Below are 23110 nucleotides of genomic sequence, written 5' to 3'. Positions count from 1 at the left end.
TTTCTTTCTATTTAGGCCATGCAATACCTTTTTGAGCACTTTTTATTTTTTCTTGAAAAATAGTTTTGGGAAAAGCTCTTCTGCTTCCTTATTATTAAAGTTAAGCAACATTGTGGACTTGAAAAAACCAATTCCATATCCGGTGAACTGGGTCAAAGCGGCATAAATAGCCAAAAACGCTACCATTACGTTCTTATTCTTTATCAATGCATCCAAAAATAGTATAGAAAAATAGAATGCATATAACAGTAAAGGTAACCAAAGCCCTATTATAGCCAAGATTATAGCGACGCACAATCCCAGCATAAACAAAGTTGGAAACCAATAAGTGGGCTTGGCCGTACCCGGATGCCATTTATTTAGTATGGGGCGCACCATGCCAAACTTATTGACCTGAATATAAAATTTATTCCAGTCGATTCGCCTTTTATGGTAAACAAAAGCCTTGGGAAACAATCTAGTATTGAATCCTGCATTCCAAATTCGAAACGTAAGGTCGGGGTCTTCTCCCGGGTGTATCCGGCCAAAACCTCCTGCTTTTTCAAATGCATCTCTGGAAATCCCCATATTAAAACTACGTGGTTGAAACTTACCGACGGCCTTTTCACCACCCCTTATTCCTCCAGTTGTCAAAAAAGAGGTCATTACATAATTAATGGCCTTTTGTACAGTGGTAAAAGAAGCATCGGCAGCATCGGGTCCTCCAAAACAATGCACGAACTCTTTCTTTAGTTCCTTATCAACTTCCGATAAGTATTGCTTTGGCAGGATACAATCAGAGTCCAAAATGATAAAATAATTCCCTTTGGCTTTTTGCATCCCAAAGTTCCTGGAATCACCTGGTCCTGAATTTTCTTTGTAGTAGTATGAGATTTGCAGGTTATCTTGAAACAATTTTACAATATCCTCCGAACTTTCCAAAGAACCATCTTCAACAATAACCACTTCAAAATCTTCTGAAAAATCTTGCTTTTGAAGACTTTCCAATAGCTCCCGAACTTCTTCCGGTCTATTATATACCGGAACCACTATGGAAAAAAATGTGTTCATTTGAAACAGAAAAGCCACCCCAAAAAAGGATGGCTTCCCTTATATTTTTTAAGGTTTATTCCGAAAATTCATCGATTACCTCTTGGCTTACACCTGTATTGGAGAATCCTCCATCGTGAAAGAGATTTTGCATCGTCACCTTTTTGGTCAAATCTGAGAAAAGTGATACCGTATAGTTCGCGCAATCGTCTGCTGTAGCATTGCCTAGTGGCGACATTTTTTCCGCGTAGTTAATGAATCCATCAAACCCTTTTACGCCCTGCCCTGCTGTAGTTGGGGTTGGGGATTGGGAAATGGTGTTCACTCTTACTTTATGCTCCTTTCCAAAGAAATAACCAAAACTTCTGGCTACTGACTCCAAATACGCTTTATTGTCCGCCATATCGTTATAGTCCGGGAAGGTTCTTTGTGCTGCCATATACGTTAGGGCCACAATACTTCCCCACTGGTTCATGGCTTCTGCCTTATAAAGCGATTGCATTACCTTGTGGAAGGATAATGCTGATACATCCCAACCTTTCTCTGTAAAACTGTAATTCTCATCAGTGTATTGTCTTCCTTTTCTAACGTTTACGGACATTCCAATGGAATGAAGCACGAAATCCAATTTTCCACCCAATATCTCCATGGACTTCTCCACTAAGTTTTTAAGGTCTTCTTCGTTTGTGGCATCTGCGGGAATAATCTCAGAATTGGTTTTTTCCGCTAGTTCGTTGATTTGCCCCATTCGCATGGCAATGGGTGCATTGGTAAGCACAAATGTACCTCCCTCTTCATGAACGCGTTCTGCGGTTTTCCAAGCAATGGAATTTGCATCCAAAGCACCAAAAATGATTCCTTTCTTACCTTTTAAAAGATTGTATGCCATAATTTCTTGCAATTGTTGATTCTGCGACAAAGATATTTAAACTAATTGAAGTTTGGGATTCAGTTTTGCTGTTTTATTGCAACAACTCTTTGGCGTGGGCCAGAGCAGATTCGGACAAGGACTTGCCACCCAACATTTCGGCCAGCTCTTGGATACGTTCATCCGTGCTCAACTGTTTAATATGCGTACTTGTGCCTTCTGCTCCCTCTTCTTTGTATACCTTGAATTGGTAGCGTCCTTTTGATGCGACCTGAGGTAGATGCGTGATGGAGAATACCTGCATGGTGTCGCTCATTTGTTGCATGATTTCCCCCATTCGGTTGGATATCTCACCTGATACCCCTGTGTCAATCTCATCGAACATCATCGTGGGTAGATTTTCGTACTCCGCCAAAATAGATTTTATCGTCAGCATAATACGGGAGAGTTCACCTCCAGATGCCACTTTTTTTAATTCCCCATAATTGGACCCCTTATTTGCGGAAAATAAAAATTCCAAATCATCATTTCCATTGACTTTAAATGATTTGGATGGGCTTACTTCAATTTTAAAAGTAGCAGAAGGCATTCCCAAGGATGCCAGGTTTGCCTGAAGCCTTTCGTTTAACTTAGGAATAACAGCCTTTCTACCATTGCTTATTTTTTTGGCCCATGCAGTCACTTTTTTGGTGATGGTTTCGACTTCTTCTTGTTTTTGTTTGATTTTAGACTCAATATTGGCAACTTCATCTACTTTTTGAGCTAATTCTTCACGAATCACAATTAAATCTGAAACTGAATCGGTATGATGTTTTTTTTGTAGATCATACAATTGCTGCAATTGTCCATTCACCACTTCCAGTCTAACAGGGTTGGCTTCTACTCCGTCCTTTAACTGTTCTAATTCGGAAGCAATATCGTCTGTTTCAATCAAAACCGATTGAATCCTATCACTCAATGATTTATAGTCGGTACCAAAATCCGTCAGATCATGAAATGCTCTTTTTAAATCGGTAAGTCGGCCCACAATGCCCAATTGTTCATCATTCAACAACTGATGACCGGCAGATAATTGCTCCATAATCTGCTCCACATTGCTCAATTGCTCATATTCTTCTTCCAACTCCTCCTGCATGCCTTCTTTGAGCTTTGCATCTTCCAATTCCTTTAGCAAAAAACTGTTATAGTCGTGTTCTTTATCGGCATCAGCCTGAAAATCCTCCAATTCCCGAAGCTCTTTGGATGCAGTTCGCAACTTCTCAAGTTCCGCGGTATATGCAGAAAGATTATTCGTGTTATCTGCCAAAGCATCGAGCACCTTCATTTGAAAATCATTCTCAGTCAGGCGCATAGTTTGGTGTTGTGAGTGGACATCCACCAACTGGTCTCCCAATGCTCGCATAACATCCAAAGTAACGGGAGAATCGTTTACAAACGCTCTGGATTTTCCACTCGGCAGGATTTCTCGACGAAGAATTGTGGTATCGTCATAATCCAAATCGTTCTCCTTAAAAAACGGCTGGAGCTGATATTTGGAAATATTGAACTCCGCCTCTATAACACACTTTTGCTCTTTGTTTTTAAGGGATGATAAATCGGCACGCTTACCCAATACCATGGACAGGCCTCCCAAGAGTATCGATTTCCCAGCTCCAGTTTCACCGGTTATGGTAGTGAATCCGTTTAAAAACGAAACACTTACATCGTCAATCAGTGCGTAATTTTGGATAGATAGATTTACTAGCAATATTGAAGATTTTACCCGTAAAGATAAACCTCTTTAGAGAACTGCACTAGTAATTTATTTCATTCCATGTGCCGGAATAAAATGGAGCCACTTTGTTCAGGGTTTCCTTAAGTTTTACAATGTCCACCTTGGGGCCATCGGAGAAGATGTTCTGTATTTCTTCTGACTTGGCATCAAAAAAGGTCTGAATCAAAAAGGCATTGGGCCTACGGCTGATCAAGGTTTCAAATAAACGAAGGCTACCGGCAATGATTTGCTTGCCCGTACTGTTGTTGTCCGCCAAAATATCGAGTCCTTTTCTGTGGTAATTGTACATGGCGATGCGATATTCCCTAAAAGAGTTGCTCAAAAGATTGTCCACCAATTCAAAACGACTTCGTTCGCCAGTTTCTTGGCTCCACCCACTGTAACTGGAACTCTGCGCCTGCGTTACAATATTCTGGGCTTGTCGATAAAAATCGTTTCCGCCTTCCAATGAAAAGGTATCAGCATCCAAACCTAAAATAACATACACGTAATATGAAATGACCCCGACCAAATTGGAATCGAAGGAATTAGGGTTGTACACCAATGGTTGAAATTCTTGGTACAGAAAGTTGAATGAATTGTCTTTATAATTGAACACTGGACTCTCGTAGGTGGTGTTGAAAACGGGTCGAGTGGACTGAATCTGGATATTAGCTTCAAATCGGTCCGATTCATATTGGGTAACGGTGATAAACATCCGTGCATTCACCCGTTCATTTTCGCGATATACCCTATTTGTCCATTTACTCTTGTTCACAAAATCGTTAAGTGAACGCTCCAGAGTCTTAAATATCTGCTGGTTGGTTTGTCCAACTTGGTCAGAGTTTACCGTTATCTGACAGTTCAGCTCCTGTGCGGAAACCTCAAGGGCAATAAGTAATAGAAAAACGGAAAAAAGTATTTTACGCATGGATTCTGGAGATGATTTCTTCCCAAATATCGGAAGCCACTTCGGGCTTCGTCTTCAAACCAAACGTTTTTATCTCCGAATTCTTATCTATGAAGGTGATTTTATTGGTAGTTCCTCCAAACCCAGCACCATCATCTTTTAAAGAGTTGAGAACAATGCCGTCCAAATGTTTTCTCTTGAGCTTGCCCATGGCGTTCTCGAGCTCTTTTTGGGTTTCCAAAGCAAATCCGACCAAGAATTGATTTTTCTTAATCTCACCAAGCGACATTAAAATATCAGGAGTTCGCTCCAATTCAATGTTCATATCACCTTCCTTCTTCTTCACTTTTTCCGTTGCGATAGCTTTAGGTCGATAATCAGCTACGGCAGCTGCACAAATGGCAACATCCATTTCGCCGTAATGTTCGTGGCAAGCTTCATACATTTCTTGTGCAGAAGTAACCCGAATCAGTTGGACGTTGTTATGATCTACGCTCAAATGGGTTGGACCTGATACCAAAATTACGTTCGCCCCTAAGCTGGCGGCCTTCTTGGCCAGTTCAAAACCCATAGTACCTGTGGAACGGTTCCCCAAAAAACGGACAGGGTCAATAGCTTCATGGGTGGGCCCTGCAGTGATCAATATTTTTTTTCCTGATAACGGCAAACCTTTGGCCAAATCATCCACGATAAATGAAACAATATTTTCAGGTTCTGCCATACGCCCTTCTCCATGCAAACCGCTGGCCAATTCGCCAGATTCGGCCGGAATCATGGTATTGCCAAAAGATTCCAGTTTTTCCAAAGAGTTTTTAGTAGATGGGTGCTTGTACATATCCAAATCCATTGCCGGGGCAAAATAAACTGGACACTTTGCAGATAAATAGGTGGCCAAAAGTAAATTATCACAGGTTCCGTTGGCCATTTTGGACAAAGTATTGGCAGTCGCCGGGGAAATCAGCATAACGTCTGCCCAAAGTCCAAGCTCCACATGATTATTCCAAGAAAGACTTCCATCTTCCTTGTTCACAAAATCCATCAAAACTGGATTTTTAGAGAGTGTGGACAAGGTAAGGGGGGAAACAAAAGAGCTGGCGCTCTGGGTCATTACAACTTTGACCTTGGCACCAGCTTTAATCAGTAAACGAACAAGAAACGTAGTCTTGTACGCGGCAATTCCCCCGGAAATTCCCAAAAGGATATTTTTACCGCTTAGCATTTCTTAAGCGTCTTTCTCTGTATTCCTGTAGTAGATTTTATCTTCCAACCACTCTTGTACTGCCAAAGCATGTGGTTTTGGTAATTTTTCGTAGAACTTGGAAACTTCTATTTGTTCTTTGTTCTCGAACACCTCTTCTAAGCTATCGCTGTATGTTGCGAACTCTTCAAGCTTCTCCAACAATTCCTTTTTTATTTCGGAATTGATTTGGATGGCTCTTTTTGAAGCTATGGAAATAGCTTCGTAAATGTTTTCGGTTTTTTCATCGAACTCATTTCTATTGAGTGTAACTGTGGAAACCGGTGCCTTGGTGTTTTTCAAATCTTGCATATGCAGTGGTTTAAAAACTAATTCTTATTTAGATAAAGTAGTAGTGTACGCATTTAATTCCTCCTGAAGGGATTCGGCCATTTTATCTGCCTCTTTCTTAAATTCCGTCTCTGGAAAATAACGCATTAAATTATTATACGAGTCAAGAGCATCTTCCAATCGCTCTTTCCTTTTATCCTCTGTACTGTTCATTGCCAATTCTGAAGCCGCTTCAATTCGGTAGTAAAGAGCTTCCTCCCTAAACACCGACCCAGGATTGTCCGTAATAAAATTATCAAACGCCGTTATGGCTGATATCAATACAGGTAAATTAAACTTTCCTAGCTTATTGAATTGCTTCGCAATTTCAATTTGTTTCTTTTCTTTTTTGGTAGTCAATTCCTTGGCCATGGTATTGGCCTCCTCAAAATATTCCGACTCGGAATAATTATTGATAAAGGTTTGCAACTTCAACAAGGCTTTGTCAGTTTCCGTTTGGTCCAAGGAATATCTTGGTGAGAGCATATAATAACTTTTAGCTCCCAAAAAGCTCGCTTCTTGGATTTTATCACTCCGAGGATAAGACTTTATAAAACGCTCAAACTGATATCCGGATAAATAGTAATCGCCATTTTTGAAATAACTATCCGCAAAGAAGAACATCACCCGCTCTCCTTGAGGCTTGCCCACATATTTTGGTGCAATTTGTTCGAACAAACGCACCGCTCTTTTGTAATCCCCTTCGTTATAGAGTTTTTCGGCCATATCGTATTTAGCCTTAACATCGGTTTTCTTAAGCACCTTTTGGTACTCACTACAGGATACTAGAAGCGCTGCTGCACAACAAAAAAGGAGTATTGACCTCATTTTCAAAAACATTTTGCAAAATTAGTGATATTGAATGGATATAAAAAAAGAATTTTTACCACTCAAATGTAAAGGGTACTGCGACCAATCCCCAAGAATTTGTACAACATTTAACGAATTTTAAACATGTGCTTTGTCCAACGTCTTCAATGAACTGGCAATTTTCTCTTTTAAACCAGGGGTTGCTTCCACCAATGGCAACCTAACCGTGGCTCTAGAAATATTCTTGCATTCAAAAATACTTTTGATGCCCGCTGGGTTACCTTCTTCAAAAATAAGGGACATTAATGCAGATATTTTGTGATGAATTACATAAGCATCTTTTGCATTTCCTTCCAGACCAGACTTGATCATCTCAGAGAATAGTGCGGGTAATCCTTGCCCCAGAACCGAGATGACTCCTGCTCCACCTGCCAAAACAGTTGGCAAAGCGGTTGCATCATCGCCGGAAATCACCAAAAAGCTTTCAGGCTTGCCCTTGATTATTTTATCTATTTGCACCGAATCCCCACAAGCTTCTTTTATTGCCACAATGTTGGAAAAATCATGGGCCAATCTCAAAGTGGTATCTGGCAACATGTTACTCCCTGTTCTTGATGGTACATTATAAAGGACTATAGGAATTGGCGATACTTCCGAAATCATCTTAAAATGCTGGTATATTCCTTCTTGTGTAGGCTTGTTGTAGTAAGGTGAAACAGAAAGAATGGCATCAAAATCGGACAAATCCAATGTTTTTAACTCATTGATCACAGCCATGGTATTGTTGCCTCCAACCCCAAGTACCAAAGGTAATCTTCCTGCATTGGCGCGCACCACAACATCGACTACCAGTTGCTTTTCGGTTTGTGAAAGTGTTGCAGATTCGGCAGTTGTTCCTAACACCACCAAATAGTCAACACCACCTTGAATGTTATATTCAACCACGCTCTCCAACGCATCCACGTCCACCGATAAATCTTCTCTGAACGGAGTTATCAATGCTACTCCTGTTCCGATCAATTGTTCCATTTGTTCAAATTTCTTTTAAGACTTTCAAATACTTTTTCAATTCACTCTTGAACAACTTAAAATCGTTCATGGGAGTATTTAAAATCAAATCGTTGACCTTGGGGTCTTGGGTACCTAAACCAACTTTGAGTCGAGCGGGAGTTTTTACTGAAAGTAATTTCATCATTAAATTATCTTCTTCATAATAATTGATCAACATATCATATTCCCTGCCCAAAAACTCCAGAACATAACCATTTTCAATCTGGCCCTTCCAGCCAAGGTCCCTATCGGAAAACATTTGGATGGCATAGGGAGAGTTTTTATCATATTCCCTTTTGTAGCCAATAATCTTTATGGCATTGGGTCGCAACTCAAACTCATCAATAAGTTCGTAAAAGGCTTCCGCTTTATGGAAATTATCAACATCAACAATACAACCGATACTGGTAATTCCTTTCTCCCTGATCACGGACTTTGGAGGCTTATTCATCTCCTCCTTTAAATATTTAAGCCCGGATTTAACCTTAAATTTGTCTTGGAGTCCTTTCAAAAACATATTTTTGATGATTTTTACAAAGGTAATTAATCTACCAAGACGACTTAACAAATATACGTACGTGAACAATCTAAAATTTAAACAATTTGTTGTATTTACAACTTTTTGTTTTATGATGTCCTGTAAAACCGATACAGGTAAACTCAGCAAAATAGAGGGCAAGCAAATTCCTATCGATTCCACGATAGCCCAAACCGATTCCATTGCCAAGTTTGTAGAACCTTACAAAAATAGAATCAATGAAGTATTGGACAGTACTTTGGCTTACGCTCCCAAACCCTTGTTGTTAAAAGATGGTGAGCGTACCTCTTCCATGGGCAACCTAATGGCCGATATTGTTTTTGAGCAGGCCGCCCCCATTTTTCACTCTAGGTCGGGTAAAGATTTGGATTTTGTAGTACTAAATGCTGGTGGTGTACGATCCGTAATTTCTGAAGGAAACGTAAGTGCGCGAAATGCCTACGAAGTAATGCCCTTTGAAAATTATATCGAAGTTGTTGAACTTAGTGGTTCGGCCGCAAGGCAACTCATTGATTTTGTGGCCAAGTCCTCGCGAAGACACCCAGTATCGGGTATACAGATTGTTACGGACAAAAACCGTTCGCTGGAATCTGTGAACATACAAGGGCAGCCTTTTGATGAAACCCGAAATTACTATGTGGCCACCTCTGATTATCTTGTAAATGGAGGCCCCAGCGCAGGTTTTTTTAACGAGATTATTTCAAGAACAGCAACCGATTACCTTTTACGAAATGCTATTATCGACTACCTTAAAAAAGTAGATACCATAAAGGCAGTTACAGATGATCGTATAAAACAATTGAACTAGATGAAAAGAAGGGATTTTATTACCAATACCACCGCCGCTTCGACCCTGATTGGTTTGGGAGGGCTAAGTTTAAGTTCGTGTTCCAATCTGGGAAAAAAGCAAATCACTATTCTGCACACCAACGATGTGCACAGTCATATTGATACCTTCCCCTCCTCCCACTCCAGATACCCCAATTTGGGTGGAGTTGCCCGAAGGGCAACGTTAGTAGAGCAGATTCGAAATGAGAATCCGAACACCCTCCTTTTTGATGCAGGTGATATTTTTCAAGGAACACCTTACTTCAATTTTTATGGCGGAGAATTGGAGTTTAAATTGATGAGCAAGTTGAAGTATGATGCCGCTACCATTGGAAACCATGATTTTGACAATGGAATTGAGGGTTTATTAGCTCAGATGCCGTATGCCACTTTTGAAATGATCAGTGCGAATTACGATTTTTCCAACACCGTGATGGACGGTTACGTAAAACCGTATAAAACCTATATGGTCGATGGTGTCAAAATCGGAGTATATGGCATTGGTATTGAATTGGACGGATTGGTGACCCAAAAATTGTACAAAGAAACCCAGTACCTGAACCCATACGAAATCGCTTTGGACATGGAAAAGCAATTAAAGGAAAAGGAACAGTGTGATTTGATTGTTTGTCTATCTCACTTAGGCTACGATTACAAAAATCCCGACAGACCCTGTGATACTCGACTGGCACAGCGCACCTTCCATACCGACTTGATTATTGGCGGGCACACCCATACTTTTTTGGATAAACCCGATATACGTACCAACCAAAATGGGAATTCGGTATTGGTTAATCAAGTTGGATGCTACGGAATCAATTTAGGAAGAATCGATTTCTATTTTGATTCGGACAAAAATGCTTCAGCAAAAGGAGTTAGCATTACTGTTTGATGTTTGATGTCTGATATCCGATTTCTGAGGTCGAAAAAAGAAAAACCACCAAAGGAAACAATGTTCCAATGGTGGCGAATCAAAAAATAAAACAAATCATCAAAGGTTATTAAACCTCTATTGCTAGTTACAATTTTGTGTATCCCCTACAATTTGCCATCCGTGGATATCCTTTAAATTGCCATGTGATAAAACTGCATCTTCCGAGCAATATTCCAACCCATCTGCACCTAATGTAATATTGTTTAAATTAGGGTTCATGTTATCTGCCAAGTTGGACCATCCGATCAAAGTAGCCTCGTAATTGGTTCTGGACATTCCAGAACCGTCCAACATATTTTCCAAATTGGTCACGCTTGCTATTTCCCAACCGCCCAAATCCTGATCAAAATCCGATGCGTTGTAGAACATGGCCCACATGGAACTTACATTGGTCACGTCCCATCCACTGATATCGGAATTGAAGGACGTTGCATTGGCAAAAGCCCCGGACATATCCAAAACATTGGTGACTGTCCATTGGCTCAGGTCTGCGTTGAATGCAGATGCTCCGTTAAACATATAATACATATTGCCGAGACTGTTCACATGCCAAGATGAAATATCTCCTGCAAAAGCCTCGGCATTGTAGAACATGTATGACATGTCTGCAACACCTATCACATCCCAATTGCTTATGTTTCCGTTGAAACTGCTGGCGGCTGCAAACATGCTACCCATATTGGTAATACCGCTTACATTCCAGCTGGAAAGGTCGGCGTTCATGGCCTTTGCATTGGCGAACATACTGTTCAAGTTGGTCACAAGTGAAAGATCAGGTTTATCTTGTGCCTTATATACCATGTTTTCGCACCCCATGAATGCACGTTTCATGGTTTGCCATTGTAGGGTACCCCATTGTTCTATGGAAACCAGGGCTTTCTTGGAAAAAGCATCCGTATTATCCATAACGATGGATGGGAACGTACCCTGAACTGCTACGGTAAAGGTACCTGCCTCTTCATATTGATGGCTCGGGTTTTGTGTGGTCAACTGTTCTTCGGCAGTACCATCTCCCCAATCCACGGTATAACTGTAGGCATACCCTGGATTGGTACCTATGGTGATAGTTTCGTTGGCATTGGTGGTTTTCCAAACCGTGATGAACGACGCAGGATCTTCCGCTAAGCTTTCTATTATGTTGCCCACCATAATGGTTACATTTACCTCAACTTCATTAACCCCGTCGCTTATGACCACCACGACCTGATGTTGTTGAGTTGTCTCATAATCAAGGTTTTTACCTTCAGCAAGGCCTAAATCACCTTCGACTGTAATTTCAAAAAGATCCTCACTGTTTGTTTTCATGAAGAAGGTAAGTTTATCATTTTCAGGGTCCGTGGCCTCAATGCTCATAATCACCTCCGTATCGGCCAAATCCTCAAAAACCTCCACGTTTTGGCTTAAACCTTCAACTGCTATTGGGGCACTGTTCTTCGCAGGCTCCGGGCCATCGTCCTTACCACAGGACCAAAGAACCAAAACGGTGACTAAAACAAGACTTAGTCTTTTGATTTTCATAACTTATTTTTTTAACATATTAAATATTAGGCAAGATGTCCAAATTTTGAAAAAGAATTGCGCACGATCTGACGGATGCCCTTTTTGGATTGACAGTTACACCTTGATATTTAACCATAGCCGGTTTGCATTATGAATGACAGGGAAACTCTTGTCATTTCGAACGAATGTGAGAAATCTTATTTCTGATTTCTAAGAACAGAACTCTGAGGACAAAAAAAGAAAAACCGTCGAAAACCTATTATGCCTTCGACGGTAAACAATCTAAATTAAGAGAAAATGAATCGCTTTTATATTAGGGGCACACAACCGCCGAATCACCTGAAATGTCCCAGCCAAAATCCGTGACCAAAAAATCTCGGGCAAGGGCAGCATTACTTCCCGAACAATATTCAAGTCCGATAGCGCCCAATTCAACATCTTGCTGCACCAATTGATTGGCCCAACCTTCTAAAGTTGCACCGTAATTTGAAGATAACATTCCACAACTATTCAACATAGATGCCATAGTGGTCACCTTACCGATGTTCCAATTTCCTAGGCTTTGATCAAATTTCTCTGCGCTTTTGAACATTAGGTTCATATTGGTCACGTTTTCAACATTCCAATTACTTAGGTCTTGATTAAATGATGTTGCACTATTGAACATAACAGCCATGTTGGTCACTTGCCCCACATCCCAACTGCCAATATCTTGATTAAAGGCTTCAGCACCATTGAACATGTAGCTCATATCGGTAACTTGGCTTACATCCCAACTACTTATATCTTGATTAAACGATGATGCTTCTGAGAACATTGCAGACATATCGGTTACTTTATTAACGGACCAACCACCAATATCTTGATTGAAATTAGTTACATAGCCAAACATTCCGCTCATGTTTTCTACATTGCTCACAACCCAATTGGATATATCTTGATTAAAAGATGTAAATCCAAACATGTTTTTCATGGAAATTACATTACCAACGTTCCATGCTCCAATATCTTTATTGAACATATTGGCCCCAAAGAACATTTCGGACATATCCGTTACTTGGGAAACGTTCCATGTAGTAATGGCACCATTAAAAGCATTTGCATTGTAGAACATCTGTGACATATTGGTAACATTGCCCACATCCCAAGGTTCCAGGTCGCCATTAAAGGCCAGTGCATTGTAGAACATGCCGGACATATTGGTTACTTGGGCTAGATCGGGTACATCGGTGGCGTTGTTTATCATATTTTCACAATTATAAAAGGCATGGTACATGGATTGCCAGTTAATCGCTCCCCATTGATCTATTGATGCAAGAGCTATTTGCGAGGGAACATCACTGTTCTCCATTTGCAATGCTGGGAAATTGCCTTGTATCGCAATGGAATAGACTCCTGCCGTAGTGTAGGTATGCGAAGGTTTGTCATCTGTGAGGTTTTCCAAGGTGCCATCTCCCCAATTTATGGCATAATCATAGACGTAGTCGGGGTTGATTCCCAAAGTGACTATCTGCCCATTGTCGACATTCCAGGTTGTAATGAATGATGTAAGGTCATTCAACTCGGCTACATTGATCACATTAATCGTTATTTCTTCGGATATCAATTGTTCCGCTCCCTGCGCTTCCACTGTAATCTTATGCCACTGGGCGGTTTCATAATCCAATGCCATACCAGGAGCTAAGCTCAGTTCACCCTTTTCGGTAATCTCGAACAAGTTGTTGTTGTTTACGGAAATGGAGAATGTATAGGTATCGTCATTGGGGTCGTTCACTCCCAATACACCTATAATTTCATCCGTAGTACTATTTTCCATGGCCTCTAGGGTATTTGGCCCAATGGCGAATTCTTTCACATCTGCAACATTGATTGAAATCGTTGCATATCTCCCCACAATACCATCGAATACCCTAACGGTAAAATTATGCTCCGTGGCAGTCTCAAAATCCAAGGACATGCCACTGGCCAATCTAAGATTTCCATCTTCAGATATTGAGAACAGTCCGCTAACATCCTCATAAATGGTATACGTCAATTTCTGATTGTTCACATCCGTAGCGGATACTTTACCTATTAGTTGTGTATCCGAAATATCCTCCGGAGCGGTGAAGGAATAATTTTTAATCGAAGGGGCCGTGTTCACATAAATTGAATCTGGTTCATTGGGGTCACAGGACCAATAAATACATATCAAAAGGAATGGAACCACCCATATCTTGCTTGTTTTCATAGTCTTAACTTGTTATAATTATGTAGCAAGATGTAGATTAAATCCAAAAAAATTAAGGCTCAATTGACCTATAGCCCATTTGGATTGATGGATGGAAGATTTCAATTTTTTGCCATCAAGGCATCATGACAAAATCAACGGTTAAATTTCGTTAAAATGTTACCGGTAAGTTTCTAAAAATATTGGCGCTCAAATCTGATTTGTGACATTGAATTTTACAGATTGGCTTCCACCAACACTTTCAACTCCTCCTCCAAACTATATTCTGGAAAAGGTTTTCCCGCTTGGCGGTACCAATAGCCCGCATTCCACTTATCACCTTCTTTTCGGTGCAGGTAAGCATGAATCCAACTGCCCATGGACGAATGGATATCTTGAGCAATGTTATGGGAAGATTCCCAATCCCCCATCGCATCGAACCATAGCGATTTTAAGGGTTCAGACCATCTGTTTGGCGGCCCCTTCTGTTCCAAGGCTGATTCAAATTCTTCGAAGGATTGAGGTATCATACTTCTAGTTTTTGTAAAAATTCCTGTTCCGATATGATGGGAACACCCAAACTTTCCGCTTTTGTTTTTTTACTGGGGCCCATTTTATCCCCAGCAATCAAAAAACTAGTTTTTGAAGATATGGATGAGGATACTTTGCCCCCATTGTCCTCAATTAATTTCTTTAGCTCATTTCTACTGACAGTCTCAAACACTCCAGAAACCACAAAAGTTTGTCCTTTTAGTATATCCGTTTGATTTTCCAATTGCTCCTCTGACAATGAAAATTGCAATCCGTAGGATTTTAACCGGTCAATAATCTCCATGTTGGCGGGCTCCGAGAAAAAATTGACTACGCTTTCCGCAATTCGCTCCCCTATTTCGTCTACAGCAACCAGTTGTTCTTGTGAAGCAGCTATTAACGCATCAATATTTTTAAAGGCTTTTGCCAATTTTTTGGCTACCGTTTCCCCAACATAACGAATTCCCAAAGCAAAAAGGACCCGTTCAAACGGGATTGTTTTCGATGCCTCAACACCTTTTACCAAATTTTCAGCGGATTTTTCAGCCATTCGCTCTAAAGGCAAGATTTGTTCCTTGGTTAAAATGTAGAGGTCTGCATAATTGCCTATCAAACCTTCTTTAAACAACAATTCCACCGTTTCGCCCCCCAAACCTTCAATGTCCATGGCCTTTCGAGAAATGAAATGCTGAATACGACCAGTTATCTGTGTTGGACAACCAATATCGTTAGGACAGAAATGTTGCGCCTCCCCTTCCTTACGAATTAGTTCGGTACCACATTCGGGACAGTGGGCAATATAGTTCGCTGGCTTTGAGTCTTTTGGTCGCTTAGTAAAATCAACCTTTACAATTTTAGGAATGATTTCCCCTCCTTTCTCCACAAAAACGGTATCCCCTTCGCGGACATCGAGCTTGGCTATTTGGTCGGCATTGTGCAAGGAGGCACGTTTTACCGTAGTTCCCGCCAATAAAACAGGCTCCAGATTGGCAACAGGGGTAATCGCACCTGTACGCCCAACTTGATAGGTGATTTTATTTAAGATTGTTGTTGCTTGCTCGGCCTTGAATTTGTAGGCCATTGCCCATCTTGGCGATTTGGCAGTGTACCCGAGTTCGTCTTGATGTTGGATACTATTTACCTTAACCACTACCCCATCTGTTTCGTATGGTAGATTGTGACGGTTTACCTCCCAGTAATCTGCAAACTGCATCACTTCCGTTGTGGATTTACAAAGCTTGGCCACGGTTGGCACCTTGAAGCCCCATGACCTAGCCTTTTCAAGAACCTCAAATTGAGATGTAACTCCAAGATTTTGACCGGCTATACTATACAACAGACATTCCAACGGGCGTTGAGCCACCAAGGCGCTATCTTGAAGCTTTAAACTGCCCGATGCCGTGTTCCTTGGATTCATATAAGGGTCTTCACCAGCTTCAACACGCTCTGCATTCATTTTTGCGAAGCCCTCAAGTGTTAAAATAATTTCGCCTCGAATATCAAATTTTGGAGGATAATCCCCCTTCAACTGTAAGGGAACCGATTTTATGGTCTTAATGTTATTGGTCACATCATCACCTTGAAAACCATCACCACGGGTAACGGCCTTCATCAATTGTCCGTTTTCATAGGTTAGACTTATGGAGGCCCCGTCATACTTTAACTCACAGGTAAACTCAACCTCAACATCACCCAAAATACGCTGAATACGTTTCTCCCAATCCTCCAAATCTTCCTTGGAATAGGAATTGTCCAAAGAATACATTCGATGCTCGTGGGGAACAGTCTCGAAATTTTTGGTGACCATTCCACCTACTCGCAATGTCGGCGAAGTCGGGTCACCAAATTCGGGATGCTCGGCTTCCAGTTTTTGAAGCTCCTTCAGCTTCATGTCAAATTCGTAATCGGAAATGGACGGCTCATCGAGCACGTAATATTTATAATTGTGGTCCCTCAACTCATCGCGGAGGGAGTTAATTTTTTCTTGGATGTTCATGTTCTCTTTGCTTTTAGCATTCTATCATTGCCAAAAATGTCTTTTCGCAGTTCAATTTCCGAAAAATTACGGGCATTGAAAAGTGCTTTGGTTTCCTCCCCCAAATATTGGTTGATTTCGAAGTAAAGACTTCCATTTTCGTTAAGATTGTTTTCCGAAAAATCAATGATGGCTTTGTAAAACAACAAAGGGTCTTCATCCGAGACAAACAAAGCTGTACCAGGTTCAAAATCTTTTACGTTTTTATTGATTGTATTCTTTTCCAACTCCCTGACATAAGGCGGATTGGATACAATGACATCAAAATGAAGTTTAAACTCGAGTTCGAGTTCAGGATTAAGAATGTCCTGATGCACAAACCCAATATTCACTCCATTTGATTTTGCATTTTTTTTAGCAACCTCCAGTGCTTCTTCAGAAACATCCAAGGCATAAATCTTCGCATCGGGTAGATTCTTTGCTAAAGCAATGGCAATACAACCGCTGCCTGTGCCGATATCCAGAATTTTCAACGAATGGTCATTGAGCGTAGTCGAAATGACGCTTCGACTACGCTCAGCGTCCAACTTAAATTGGCCTTCCTTCTGAAAGTCATCCAAAATCCATTGGACCAACTCCTCGGTTTCGGGTCGTGGAATAAGAACATTTTCGTTTACCTGAAGCTCTAAATCCATAAAATGGGCCGTTCCCAAAATATATTGAAGGGGTTTTTCTGTCTTCAATTCGGTCAACGCTTCAAAAAGGGGCTGTTCTTCTTCTTGGGTCAAGGTAATTCCAGGCTGAATGGCAAGAATAAATCGCTCCAATTGCAGGTAGTGTTCAATGCAGGAGTAGAAAAAGGAATCTATTTCCTCTTTGGGATAGAGTTCACCCAATTCTCTGTGGAAAATATCCTTGATTTCTTTGAGGAGCATTACAACTTTTTAAGCATCCAAACCGGACAAGAATAGTGCCCTGTGTTACCCATTGGGGCATCTATATAATCAAAACCGTTCTTTTTGTACAATTTTTGAGCGGCTTCCATATAGGGCATGGTCTCCAGATAACATGCTTCAAAACCGAATTCCTTGGCTTTGTCCAAACATATTGCTATCATTTTGGCACCAAGACCCTTGCCCCTCGCCTCTTCCAAAAAGTACATTTTTTGAAGTTCACATACATTTCCATCGTAGTTGTCCAATTGTGCCACACCTGCACAACCAATAATCCGCCCTTGATGCTCCACTACAAAGTAAGTGGCCTTTGGCACATTGTAATTGGAGTACATATCGTCCAACGCCTTATCTGCATAGGCGGTTCCCACTTTGGGCACACCCATATCCTCAAAAACCTTGCGTATTACTTGGGCCACCTGTGCGTTGTCTTCGGGGGTTATTTCTCGAATCACCGTATCTCCCATATTGTATTTTTATTGTTCTATTTTTGCGGGGTGAATATACATCAAAAATACATCCTCCGATGCATAGAATTGGGCAAAAAAGGACTGGGAACCACTGCACCCAATCCTATGGTGGGATGTGTAATTGTGCATAACGGAAAAATTATCGGCGAAGGTTTTACCTCTCCTTATGGAGGTCCACATGCCGAAGTGAATGCGATAAATTCTGTGAAGGACAAGAGTTTACTTCAGGAATCATCATTATATGTTACGTTAGAGCCCTGCTCCCATTACGGAAAAACACCACCTTGCGCAGATTTGATTGCCAAACACAAACTCAAGGAGGTTTTTATCGGATTACAGGACCCCCACGATAAGGTTGCAGGCAAAGGCATCAAAAAATTGGAGGATGCGGGTTGCAAAGTCACGGTGGGTATTCTTGAAGATGAATGCAGGGAACACCACAAACGTTTTTTGACCTTTCAGGAAAAGAATCGCCCCTACATTATATTAAAATGGGCGGAGTCCGATGATGACTTTTTGGCGCCCGATGCATCTTTGCGAAAAGAGAGTCCTGAACCTTTCTGGATTACCAATGCCCATTCCAAACAGTTGGTGCACCAATGGCGAAGCCAAGAACAGGCCATTCTGGTAGGAACCCGAACTGTTTTGGAGGACAATCCCAAATTGACCACCCGGAATTGGGCGGGCAAAGACCCCATTCGTGTTGTTTTGGACAAGGATTTGAAAATTGATTCGGGCTTTCACGTTTTGGATACTTCTGTCCAAACCATTGTTTTGACACAGATGAACGACAAATCAAAATACGTTAAAGGTATCGAGTATACTGTGATTGATTTTTCAAAACCTTTAGCCTCGCAAATCTGTGATGCGATATACCAACACAACATTACAAGCTTGATTGTTGAAGGAGGGGCAAAAACGCTTCAAACTTTTATAGATGAAAACCTGTGGGACGAGGCTCGGATTTTTAAAGGTTCCGTTCGTTTTAAAAAAGGGGTGCCTGCCCCAAAATTAAAAGGAACCCTATCGCATCAGCAACAGATTTTAACCGACACCTTATCCTTATATATAAATGATTAAGAACATAATCCTAGATTTTGGCGATGTGCTCATCAATTTGGACAAGCCTGCTACGGCAAAGGCAATGGTGCAGCACGGGTTTACCGAAGTGACCCCAAATTTGGAGGGTCTGTTTCAAAATTATGAGAAAGGATTAATTTCCTCTTCGGATTTTTTGGATGAAGTTTCAACTCATTTTCCCAAAGCCAGTAGGGAATATTTAACGCAGGCCTGGAACTCTATTTTATTGGATTTTCCGGAAGAACGATTACAGTTTATTGAAAATCTTGCCAAGGAAAATCAATACAAAATGATTTTGTTGAGCAATACCAACGACCTGCATATAGAATATGTAAAGGAACAAATGGGAATAAATCGGTTCAATCGATTCAAAAACGCTTTTGACAAGTTTTATCTGAGCTATGAAATTGGGATGCGCAAACCGGATTCGGAAATTTTTGATTTCGTATTGCAAGAAAACAATCTTGCAGCCGACGAAACTTTTTTTGTGGATGATGTGAAAGAAAATACCGATTCTGCAGTAAAATTGGGCATTAAAGTCTGGAACCTTCAGGTAGGCAAAGAAGACATCGCCCAACTAAAATCAAAATTGTAAATGATATATCTTGCCCTTAGTGTTCTTAGTTCCACGTTGATTTTTGTGGTCTTTAAACTATTTGACGTTTATAAAATTCAGACACTATATGCCATCATCACCAATTATGTGGTTGCCTGCATAGTTGGCTTTTTTATATATGATGGTCCTGTCGGGGTCAATGATTTAACCAACAAACCTTGGTTTGTGGGGCCTATCCTATTGGGTATTCTATTTATTGTGATTTTTAACCTAATGGCCAAAACTGCACAAGTCTCTGGAGTTTCTGTCGCCTCTGTAGCTACCAAAATGTCGTTGGCCATTCCTGTGGTGATGGGTGTGGTACTTTATGGCGAACATTTGAGTCCGCTTCAGATTATTGGAATTCTATTGGCTTTGGTTGCTGTTTACTTGGCCTCAAATAAAGAGAAGAGTATCAGAATCAATAGAAAGGCTTTAATACTTCCTTTATTGGTGTTTTTAGGCTCCGGTGTTATCGATACCAGTATTCAGTATTTTGAGGAAATCCATTTGAGCGATCAGGAAATTCCCGTATTCTCCTCCATGACCTTTGGTTTTGCCGCTTTGACCGGCTTCATTTTTATCGGAATGAAAGCGGTGAAAACTCCGTTAAAAATCAACCTAAAAAATATATTGGGTGGAATCGTCCTTGGTGTACCCAACTATTTCTCCATTTATTTTTTGATTCGCGCCCTACGTTCGGACATTTTGAGCAGTGCTGCCATTTTTACTTTAAATAATGTCGCCATTGTAATGTTCTCCACTATTTTCGGAATCTTACTATTTAAGGAAAAGTTGAGTCTTAAAAACTGGGGAGGTGTTGCTTTGTCCATTTTGAGCATAATATTGGTAGCTTTGTTCTGATGGAGAAAAAAGAAGATGTTTACAAGACCGTCAACAAACCTTCGCCCGAGATTTTATTTAAAGACCGAAAAAGCAAATTCTACGCGGCGGTCTACCCTATTACTTCGGAAGATGATGTAAAACCTATTGTAGAGGAACTTCGAAAAAAGTACCATACAGCCAACCATGTTTGCTACGCTTGGCAACTCGGAGTCGAAAACCCAACATACAGGGCCAATGATGATGGGGAACCCAATAATTCAGCTGGAATGCCCATTTACGGTCAAATCCAATCCTTTGATGTTACCAATGTGCTCATTACCGTAACTCGAATCTTCGGCGGCACAAAACTTGGGGTCGGTGGCTTGATTCAGGCATACAAAACCGCCGCTCAAATGGCCCTGGAAAATGCCCAGATTGTAAAGAAAACCATCAAGGCGCAGTTTCGATTACAATTTGGGTACCCAGAAATGGATATTGTAATGCGGGTTATTAAACAGAAAAACCTGAACATTGTTTCCCAAAAAATGGAATTGGATTGTGCGCTTGTTATTTCGGTTCGATTAAGTGAATCGGAGGAAGTGTTCCAACTTTTCGATGAAATGCAACACGTAAAAATTGTACAATTGGATTAATTCTACAATTTTTCCAAAATATAATCAGGACATTTTATAGGTCTGCCTGTTTTTTTATCCATAAAAGCCAAAACGGTATTTGCTGTGGCCAATAATTCCCCCGACTCATTTAACAAGCTGTAGTCAAATTCAATTTTGACCATGGGTCTGGATTTTAATTTGGTCCGCACAGTAAGTAAATCATCATATAGTGCAGATTTTTTATAATCAATATGTAAAGAAATTACGGGCAGCATTATTCCATTATCCTCCATACTCTTGTAAGTGATTCCCATCGACCTTAACCACTCTACCCGACCCAATTCAAAATATTGAGCATAATTACCGTGGTAAACAACACCCATTTGGTCGGTTTCTGCATATCGAACCCGAAAAGAATATGAATTTAGACCCATTTTTAACTGAAAAATTATATATTTTGAGACTTGCTTTAAGAGAGAGTAACATGCGAAAAAAAAACAAAACTTTCAATGACAAAATCATTTTTTTTTTAAAAGATTTGTTCACATATTTGTCGCATCCAATAAGCATCTTATAACCCTTTAGATGTTTACTCTTAAATATTAAAGCTAACCATTAAAACAAGGAAAAACTTCTATGAGTGCTACTGCTAATTCCGTATGGAACAACTGTTTGGCTTTTATCCAAGATAACATCCAACCGCAGGCATTCAAAACCTGGTTTGAACCAATCAAACCTATAAAACTAACTGATAAGGCGCTCAGTATACAAGTACCCAGTAAGTTTTTCTACGAATGGCTCGAAGAACATTATGTAAAGCTTTTAAAAGTTGCCATGACCCGTGAGTTGGGCAGCAATGCAAAGCTAATCTACGTTATAAAAATGGAAAACAAGTACGGTAACAAGGAACCTTTTACGGAACAAATCCCAAGTTCCAACCGTACCGCTGTGGGACCTCAGGAATTGGATGTGCCGATAACCTCTAAAAGTCCCGAACTAAAAAATCCATTTGTGATTCCCGGTATTCGAAACATAAAAATCGAATCCCAGTTAAATCCAAACTATAACTTTGAAAATTTCTTGGAAGGTGATTCCAACCGATTGGCAAGGTCGGCAGGTATGGCCGTAGCCAACAAACCAGGAGGTACATCATTCAACCCTTTACTGGTTTTTGGTGGAGTTGGTTTAGGAAAAACTCACTTGGCCCATGCCATTGGAGTCGAAATTAAGGACAAGTATCCGGAAAAAACAGTTCTTTATATTTCTGCGGAGAAATTTACCCAACAATATATTGAGTCGGTAAAAAAGAATACCCGAAACGATTTTATCCATTTTTATCAATTAATTGATGTACTTATTATTGATGATGTACAATTCCTATCAGGTAAATCTGGAACACAAGATGTATTCTTTCATATATTCAATCACTTGCACCAAAACGGCAAGCAAGTAATTTTGACATCGGACAAGGCTCCTGTTGACATGCAGGACATTGAACAACGTCTGCTGTCACGTTTTAAATGGGGGCTATCGGCCGAATTGCAAAACCCAGATTACGAGACTCGTGTATCTATCTTGAAGAACAAGTTGTACCGCGACGGGGTTGAGATGCCAGAAGATATTATAGATCACGTAGCCAAACATATTAAAACCAATATTCGAGAATTGGAGGGCGCCATCATTTCATTGATTGCACAATCCTCTTTCAATAAACGCGAAGTTACTTTGGAGTTGGCCCAACAAGTGGTAGAAAAGTTTGTAAAAAACACCAAGCGAGAAGTATCCATCGATTACATTCAAAAAGTGGTTTCCGATTACTTCGAGATGGACGTGGCCACGCTTCAATCCAAAACAAGAAAACGCCACATTGTACAAGCAAGACAATTGGCCATGTTCTTTGCGAAAAAATTCACAAAGGCATCCTTGGCAAGTATTGGGTCTCAAATTGGAAAACGGGACCATGCTACCGTGCTTCATGCCTGTAAAACAGTGGATAACCTTGCTGAAACTGATAAACAGTTTAGAAAGTATATTGAGGATTTGAGCAAGAAGTTCTCCTAACACTTCACAA

23 protein-coding genes are annotated in these 23110 nt (G+C 40.6%); 7 read left to right on the top strand and 16 right to left on the bottom strand.

What is annotated here, in order from left to right; genetic code table 11:
• Window positions 1-42: 42 nt before the first annotated feature.
• The 9 genes from ACQQ5U_RS01585 to ACQQ5U_RS01545 form a co-directional block, all read right to left on the bottom strand.
• The gene (locus ACQQ5U_RS01585; protein WP_437395170.1) at window positions 43-1050 is read right to left on the bottom strand and encodes a glycosyltransferase; all 1008 of its coding nucleotides are present in this window, start codon (window positions 1048-1050) and stop codon (window positions 43-45) included.
• Window positions 1051-1105: 55 nt separating this feature from the next.
• A complete protein-coding gene (locus ACQQ5U_RS01580) occupies window positions 1106-1918 on the bottom strand; it encodes an enoyl-ACP reductase FabI (RefSeq protein ID WP_437395168.1) in 813 nt (270 codons plus the stop codon).
• A 73-nt stretch (window positions 1919-1991) separates the two neighbouring features.
• Window positions 1992-3644: a DNA repair protein RecN gene (gene recN / locus ACQQ5U_RS01575; RefSeq protein WP_437395166.1), complete on the bottom strand. Its 1653-nt coding sequence runs from the start codon at window positions 3642-3644 to the stop codon at window positions 1992-1994.
• Window positions 3645-3690: 46 nt separating this feature from the next.
• Window positions 3691-4581, bottom strand: a complete 891-nt coding sequence (locus ACQQ5U_RS01570; protein WP_437395165.1) for a DUF4835 family protein — start codon at window positions 4579-4581, stop codon at window positions 3691-3693.
• The gene (gene coaBC / locus ACQQ5U_RS01565) at window positions 4574-5779 is read right to left on the bottom strand and encodes a bifunctional phosphopantothenoylcysteine decarboxylase/phosphopantothenate--cysteine ligase CoaBC (protein WP_437395164.1); all 1206 of its coding nucleotides are present in this window, start codon (window positions 5777-5779) and stop codon (window positions 4574-4576) included. The genes ACQQ5U_RS01570 and coaBC overlap by 8 nt, the downstream gene beginning before the upstream one ends.
• A gap of 3 nt (window positions 5780-5782) precedes the next feature.
• A complete protein-coding gene (locus ACQQ5U_RS01560; protein ID WP_014034748.1) occupies window positions 5783-6109 on the bottom strand; it encodes a DNA-directed RNA polymerase subunit omega in 327 nt (108 codons plus the stop codon).
• 24 nt (window positions 6110-6133) lie between these two features.
• Window positions 6134-6967 (bottom strand): outer membrane protein assembly factor BamD, encoded by an 834-nt coding sequence (locus ACQQ5U_RS01555; protein WP_437395163.1) that lies wholly within the window; start codon window positions 6965-6967, stop codon window positions 6134-6136.
• Between the two features lie 108 nt (window positions 6968-7075).
• Window positions 7076-7966, bottom strand: coding sequence for a 4-hydroxy-tetrahydrodipicolinate synthase (gene dapA / locus ACQQ5U_RS01550; RefSeq protein ID WP_437395162.1), 891 nt, complete (start codon window positions 7964-7966; stop codon window positions 7076-7078).
• A gap of 4 nt (window positions 7967-7970) precedes the next feature.
• The gene (locus tag ACQQ5U_RS01545) at window positions 7971-8504 is read right to left on the bottom strand and encodes a DUF6913 domain-containing protein (protein ID WP_437395161.1); all 534 of its coding nucleotides are present in this window, start codon (window positions 8502-8504) and stop codon (window positions 7971-7973) included.
• Window positions 8505-8616: 112 nt separating this feature from the next.
• Between ACQQ5U_RS01545 and ACQQ5U_RS01540 the strand changes: the two genes are divergently transcribed.
• Both ACQQ5U_RS01540 and ACQQ5U_RS01535 read left to right on the top strand, forming a co-directional pair.
• Window positions 8617-9333, top strand: a complete 717-nt coding sequence (locus tag ACQQ5U_RS01540) for a 5'-nucleotidase C-terminal domain-containing protein (RefSeq protein WP_437395160.1) — start codon at window positions 8617-8619, stop codon at window positions 9331-9333.
• On the top strand, window positions 9334-10245 hold the full coding sequence (locus ACQQ5U_RS01535) for a metallophosphatase (RefSeq protein WP_437395159.1): 912 nt from the start codon (window positions 9334-9336) through the stop codon (window positions 10243-10245). It abuts the gene before it with no gap.
• 123 nt (window positions 10246-10368) lie between these two features.
• On the opposite strand, the gene ACQQ5U_RS01530 is transcribed toward ACQQ5U_RS01535, so the two are convergent.
• From ACQQ5U_RS01530 to ACQQ5U_RS01505, 6 genes are all read right to left on the bottom strand, one after another.
• Entirely contained in the window at window positions 10369-11805 is a 1437-nt protein-coding gene (locus ACQQ5U_RS01530; protein WP_437395158.1) for a BspA family leucine-rich repeat surface protein, read from the bottom strand.
• Between the two features lie 295 nt (window positions 11806-12100).
• Window positions 12101-14017 carry a BspA family leucine-rich repeat surface protein gene (locus tag ACQQ5U_RS01525; protein WP_437395157.1) on the bottom strand — a complete coding sequence of 639 codons (1917 nt, stop codon included), beginning with the start codon at window positions 14015-14017 and terminating at the stop codon, window positions 12101-12103.
• A gap of 215 nt (window positions 14018-14232) precedes the next feature.
• Window positions 14233-14526 (bottom strand): hypothetical protein, encoded by a 294-nt coding sequence (locus tag ACQQ5U_RS01520; protein WP_437395156.1) that lies wholly within the window; start codon window positions 14524-14526, stop codon window positions 14233-14235.
• The gene (gene ligA, locus ACQQ5U_RS01515; protein ID WP_437395155.1) at window positions 14523-16523 is read right to left on the bottom strand and encodes an NAD-dependent DNA ligase LigA; all 2001 of its coding nucleotides are present in this window, start codon (window positions 16521-16523) and stop codon (window positions 14523-14525) included. Before ligA ends, ACQQ5U_RS01520 begins: the two co-directional genes overlap by 4 nt.
• Window positions 16520-17437: a peptide chain release factor N(5)-glutamine methyltransferase gene (gene prmC, locus ACQQ5U_RS01510; protein ID WP_437395154.1), complete on the bottom strand. Its 918-nt coding sequence runs from the start codon at window positions 17435-17437 to the stop codon at window positions 16520-16522. Before prmC ends, ligA begins: the two co-directional genes overlap by 4 nt.
• Window positions 17437-17922, bottom strand: a complete 486-nt coding sequence (locus ACQQ5U_RS01505) for a GNAT family N-acetyltransferase (RefSeq protein ID WP_437395153.1) — start codon at window positions 17920-17922, stop codon at window positions 17437-17439. The genes prmC and ACQQ5U_RS01505 overlap by 1 nt, the downstream gene beginning before the upstream one ends.
• 30 nt (window positions 17923-17952) lie before the next feature.
• On the opposite strand from ACQQ5U_RS01505, the gene ribD reads away from it, so the two are divergent.
• Genes ribD through ACQQ5U_RS01485 form a run of 4 tightly spaced genes read left to right on the top strand, consistent with a single transcriptional unit; the run spans window position 17953 to window position 21078 of the window.
• A complete protein-coding gene (gene ribD / locus ACQQ5U_RS01500; protein ID WP_437395152.1) occupies window positions 17953-19005 on the top strand; it encodes a bifunctional diaminohydroxyphosphoribosylaminopyrimidine deaminase/5-amino-6-(5-phosphoribosylamino)uracil reductase RibD in 1053 nt (350 codons plus the stop codon).
• Window positions 18998-19600 carry an HAD family hydrolase gene (locus ACQQ5U_RS01495; protein ID WP_437395151.1) on the top strand — a complete coding sequence of 201 codons (603 nt, stop codon included), beginning with the start codon at window positions 18998-19000 and terminating at the stop codon, window positions 19598-19600. The genes ribD and ACQQ5U_RS01495 overlap by 8 nt, the downstream gene beginning before the upstream one ends.
• On the top strand, window positions 19601-20464 hold the full coding sequence (locus ACQQ5U_RS01490; RefSeq protein ID WP_437395150.1) for an EamA family transporter: 864 nt from the start codon (window positions 19601-19603) through the stop codon (window positions 20462-20464).
• Complete coding sequence (locus ACQQ5U_RS01485) at window positions 20464-21078, top strand: IMPACT family protein (protein ID WP_437395149.1); 615 nt, start codon at window positions 20464-20466, stop codon at window positions 21076-21078. Before ACQQ5U_RS01490 ends, ACQQ5U_RS01485 begins: the two co-directional genes overlap by 1 nt.
• A 2-nt stretch (window positions 21079-21080) precedes the next feature.
• Here ACQQ5U_RS01485 and ACQQ5U_RS01480 read toward each other — a convergent pair whose 3' ends face one another.
• Window positions 21081-21473, bottom strand: a complete 393-nt coding sequence (locus ACQQ5U_RS01480; RefSeq protein ID WP_437395148.1) for an acyl-CoA thioesterase — start codon at window positions 21471-21473, stop codon at window positions 21081-21083.
• Window positions 21474-21675: 202 nt separating this feature from the next.
• On the opposite strand from ACQQ5U_RS01480, the gene dnaA reads away from it, so the two are divergent.
• The gene (dnaA, locus tag ACQQ5U_RS01475) at window positions 21676-23100 is read left to right on the top strand and encodes a chromosomal replication initiator protein DnaA (protein ID WP_437395147.1); all 1425 of its coding nucleotides are present in this window, start codon (window positions 21676-21678) and stop codon (window positions 23098-23100) included.
• Window positions 23101-23110: the final 10 nt, after the last annotated feature.

The sequence above is a fragment of the Flagellimonas lutimaris genome, from assembly GCF_051494225.1.
GTDB classification, from domain to species: Bacteria; Bacteroidota; Bacteroidia; order Flavobacteriales; family Flavobacteriaceae; genus Flagellimonas; species Flagellimonas lutimaris_A.
The sequence above is the reverse complement of the archived record's forward strand: the minus strand, read 5'-3'. Positions and strand labels throughout refer to the sequence as shown.

Coding starts and splice junctions, on each gene's coding strand:
- ACQQ5U_RS01525 (WP_437395157.1), bottom strand. CDS start 14,017: ATGAAAACAAGCAAGATATGGGTGGTTCCATTCCTTTTGATATGTATT.
- ACQQ5U_RS01580 (WP_437395168.1), bottom strand. CDS start 1,918: ATGGCATACAATCTTTTAAAAGGTAAGAAAGGAATCATTTTTGGTGCT.
- dnaA (WP_437395147.1), top strand. CDS start 21,676: ATGAGTGCTACTGCTAATTCCGTATGGAACAACTGTTTGGCTTTTATC.
- ACQQ5U_RS01545 (WP_437395161.1), bottom strand. CDS start 8,504: ATGTTTTTGAAAGGACTCCAAGACAAATTTAAGGTTAAATCCGGGCTT.
- ACQQ5U_RS01495 (WP_437395151.1), top strand. CDS start 18,998: ATGATTAAGAACATAATCCTAGATTTTGGCGATGTGCTCATCAATTTG.
- ligA (WP_437395155.1), bottom strand. CDS start 16,523: ATGAACATCCAAGAAAAAATTAACTCCCTCCGCGATGAGTTGAGGGAC.
- ACQQ5U_RS01570 (WP_437395165.1), bottom strand. CDS start 4,581: ATGCGTAAAATACTTTTTTCCGTTTTTCTATTACTTATTGCCCTTGAG.
- ACQQ5U_RS01490 (WP_437395150.1), top strand. CDS start 19,601: ATGATATATCTTGCCCTTAGTGTTCTTAGTTCCACGTTGATTTTTGTG.
- coaBC (WP_437395164.1), bottom strand. CDS start 5,779: ATGCTAAGCGGTAAAAATATCCTTTTGGGAATTTCCGGGGGAATTGCC.
- ACQQ5U_RS01520 (WP_437395156.1), bottom strand. CDS start 14,526: ATGATACCTCAATCCTTCGAAGAATTTGAATCAGCCTTGGAACAGAAG.
- ACQQ5U_RS01585 (WP_437395170.1), bottom strand. CDS start 1,050: ATGAACACATTTTTTTCCATAGTGGTTCCGGTATATAATAGACCGGAA.
- ACQQ5U_RS01485 (WP_437395149.1), top strand. CDS start 20,464: ATGGAGAAAAAAGAAGATGTTTACAAGACCGTCAACAAACCTTCGCCC.
- ACQQ5U_RS01540 (WP_437395160.1), top strand. CDS start 8,617: ATGATGTCCTGTAAAACCGATACAGGTAAACTCAGCAAAATAGAGGGC.
- ACQQ5U_RS01505 (WP_437395153.1), bottom strand. CDS start 17,922: ATGGGAGATACGGTGATTCGAGAAATAACCCCCGAAGACAACGCACAG.
- ACQQ5U_RS01530 (WP_437395158.1), bottom strand. CDS start 11,805: ATGAAAATCAAAAGACTAAGTCTTGTTTTAGTCACCGTTTTGGTTCTT.
- ACQQ5U_RS01535 (WP_437395159.1), top strand. CDS start 9,334: ATGAAAAGAAGGGATTTTATTACCAATACCACCGCCGCTTCGACCCTG.
- ACQQ5U_RS01480 (WP_437395148.1), bottom strand. CDS start 21,473: ATGGGTCTAAATTCATATTCTTTTCGGGTTCGATATGCAGAAACCGAC.
- dapA (WP_437395162.1), bottom strand. CDS start 7,966: ATGGAACAATTGATCGGAACAGGAGTAGCATTGATAACTCCGTTCAGA.
- ACQQ5U_RS01560 (WP_014034748.1), bottom strand. CDS start 6,109: ATGCAAGATTTGAAAAACACCAAGGCACCGGTTTCCACAGTTACACTC.
- ACQQ5U_RS01555 (WP_437395163.1), bottom strand. CDS start 6,967: ATGTTTTTGAAAATGAGGTCAATACTCCTTTTTTGTTGTGCAGCAGCG.
- prmC (WP_437395154.1), bottom strand. CDS start 17,437: ATGCTCCTCAAAGAAATCAAGGATATTTTCCACAGAGAATTGGGTGAA.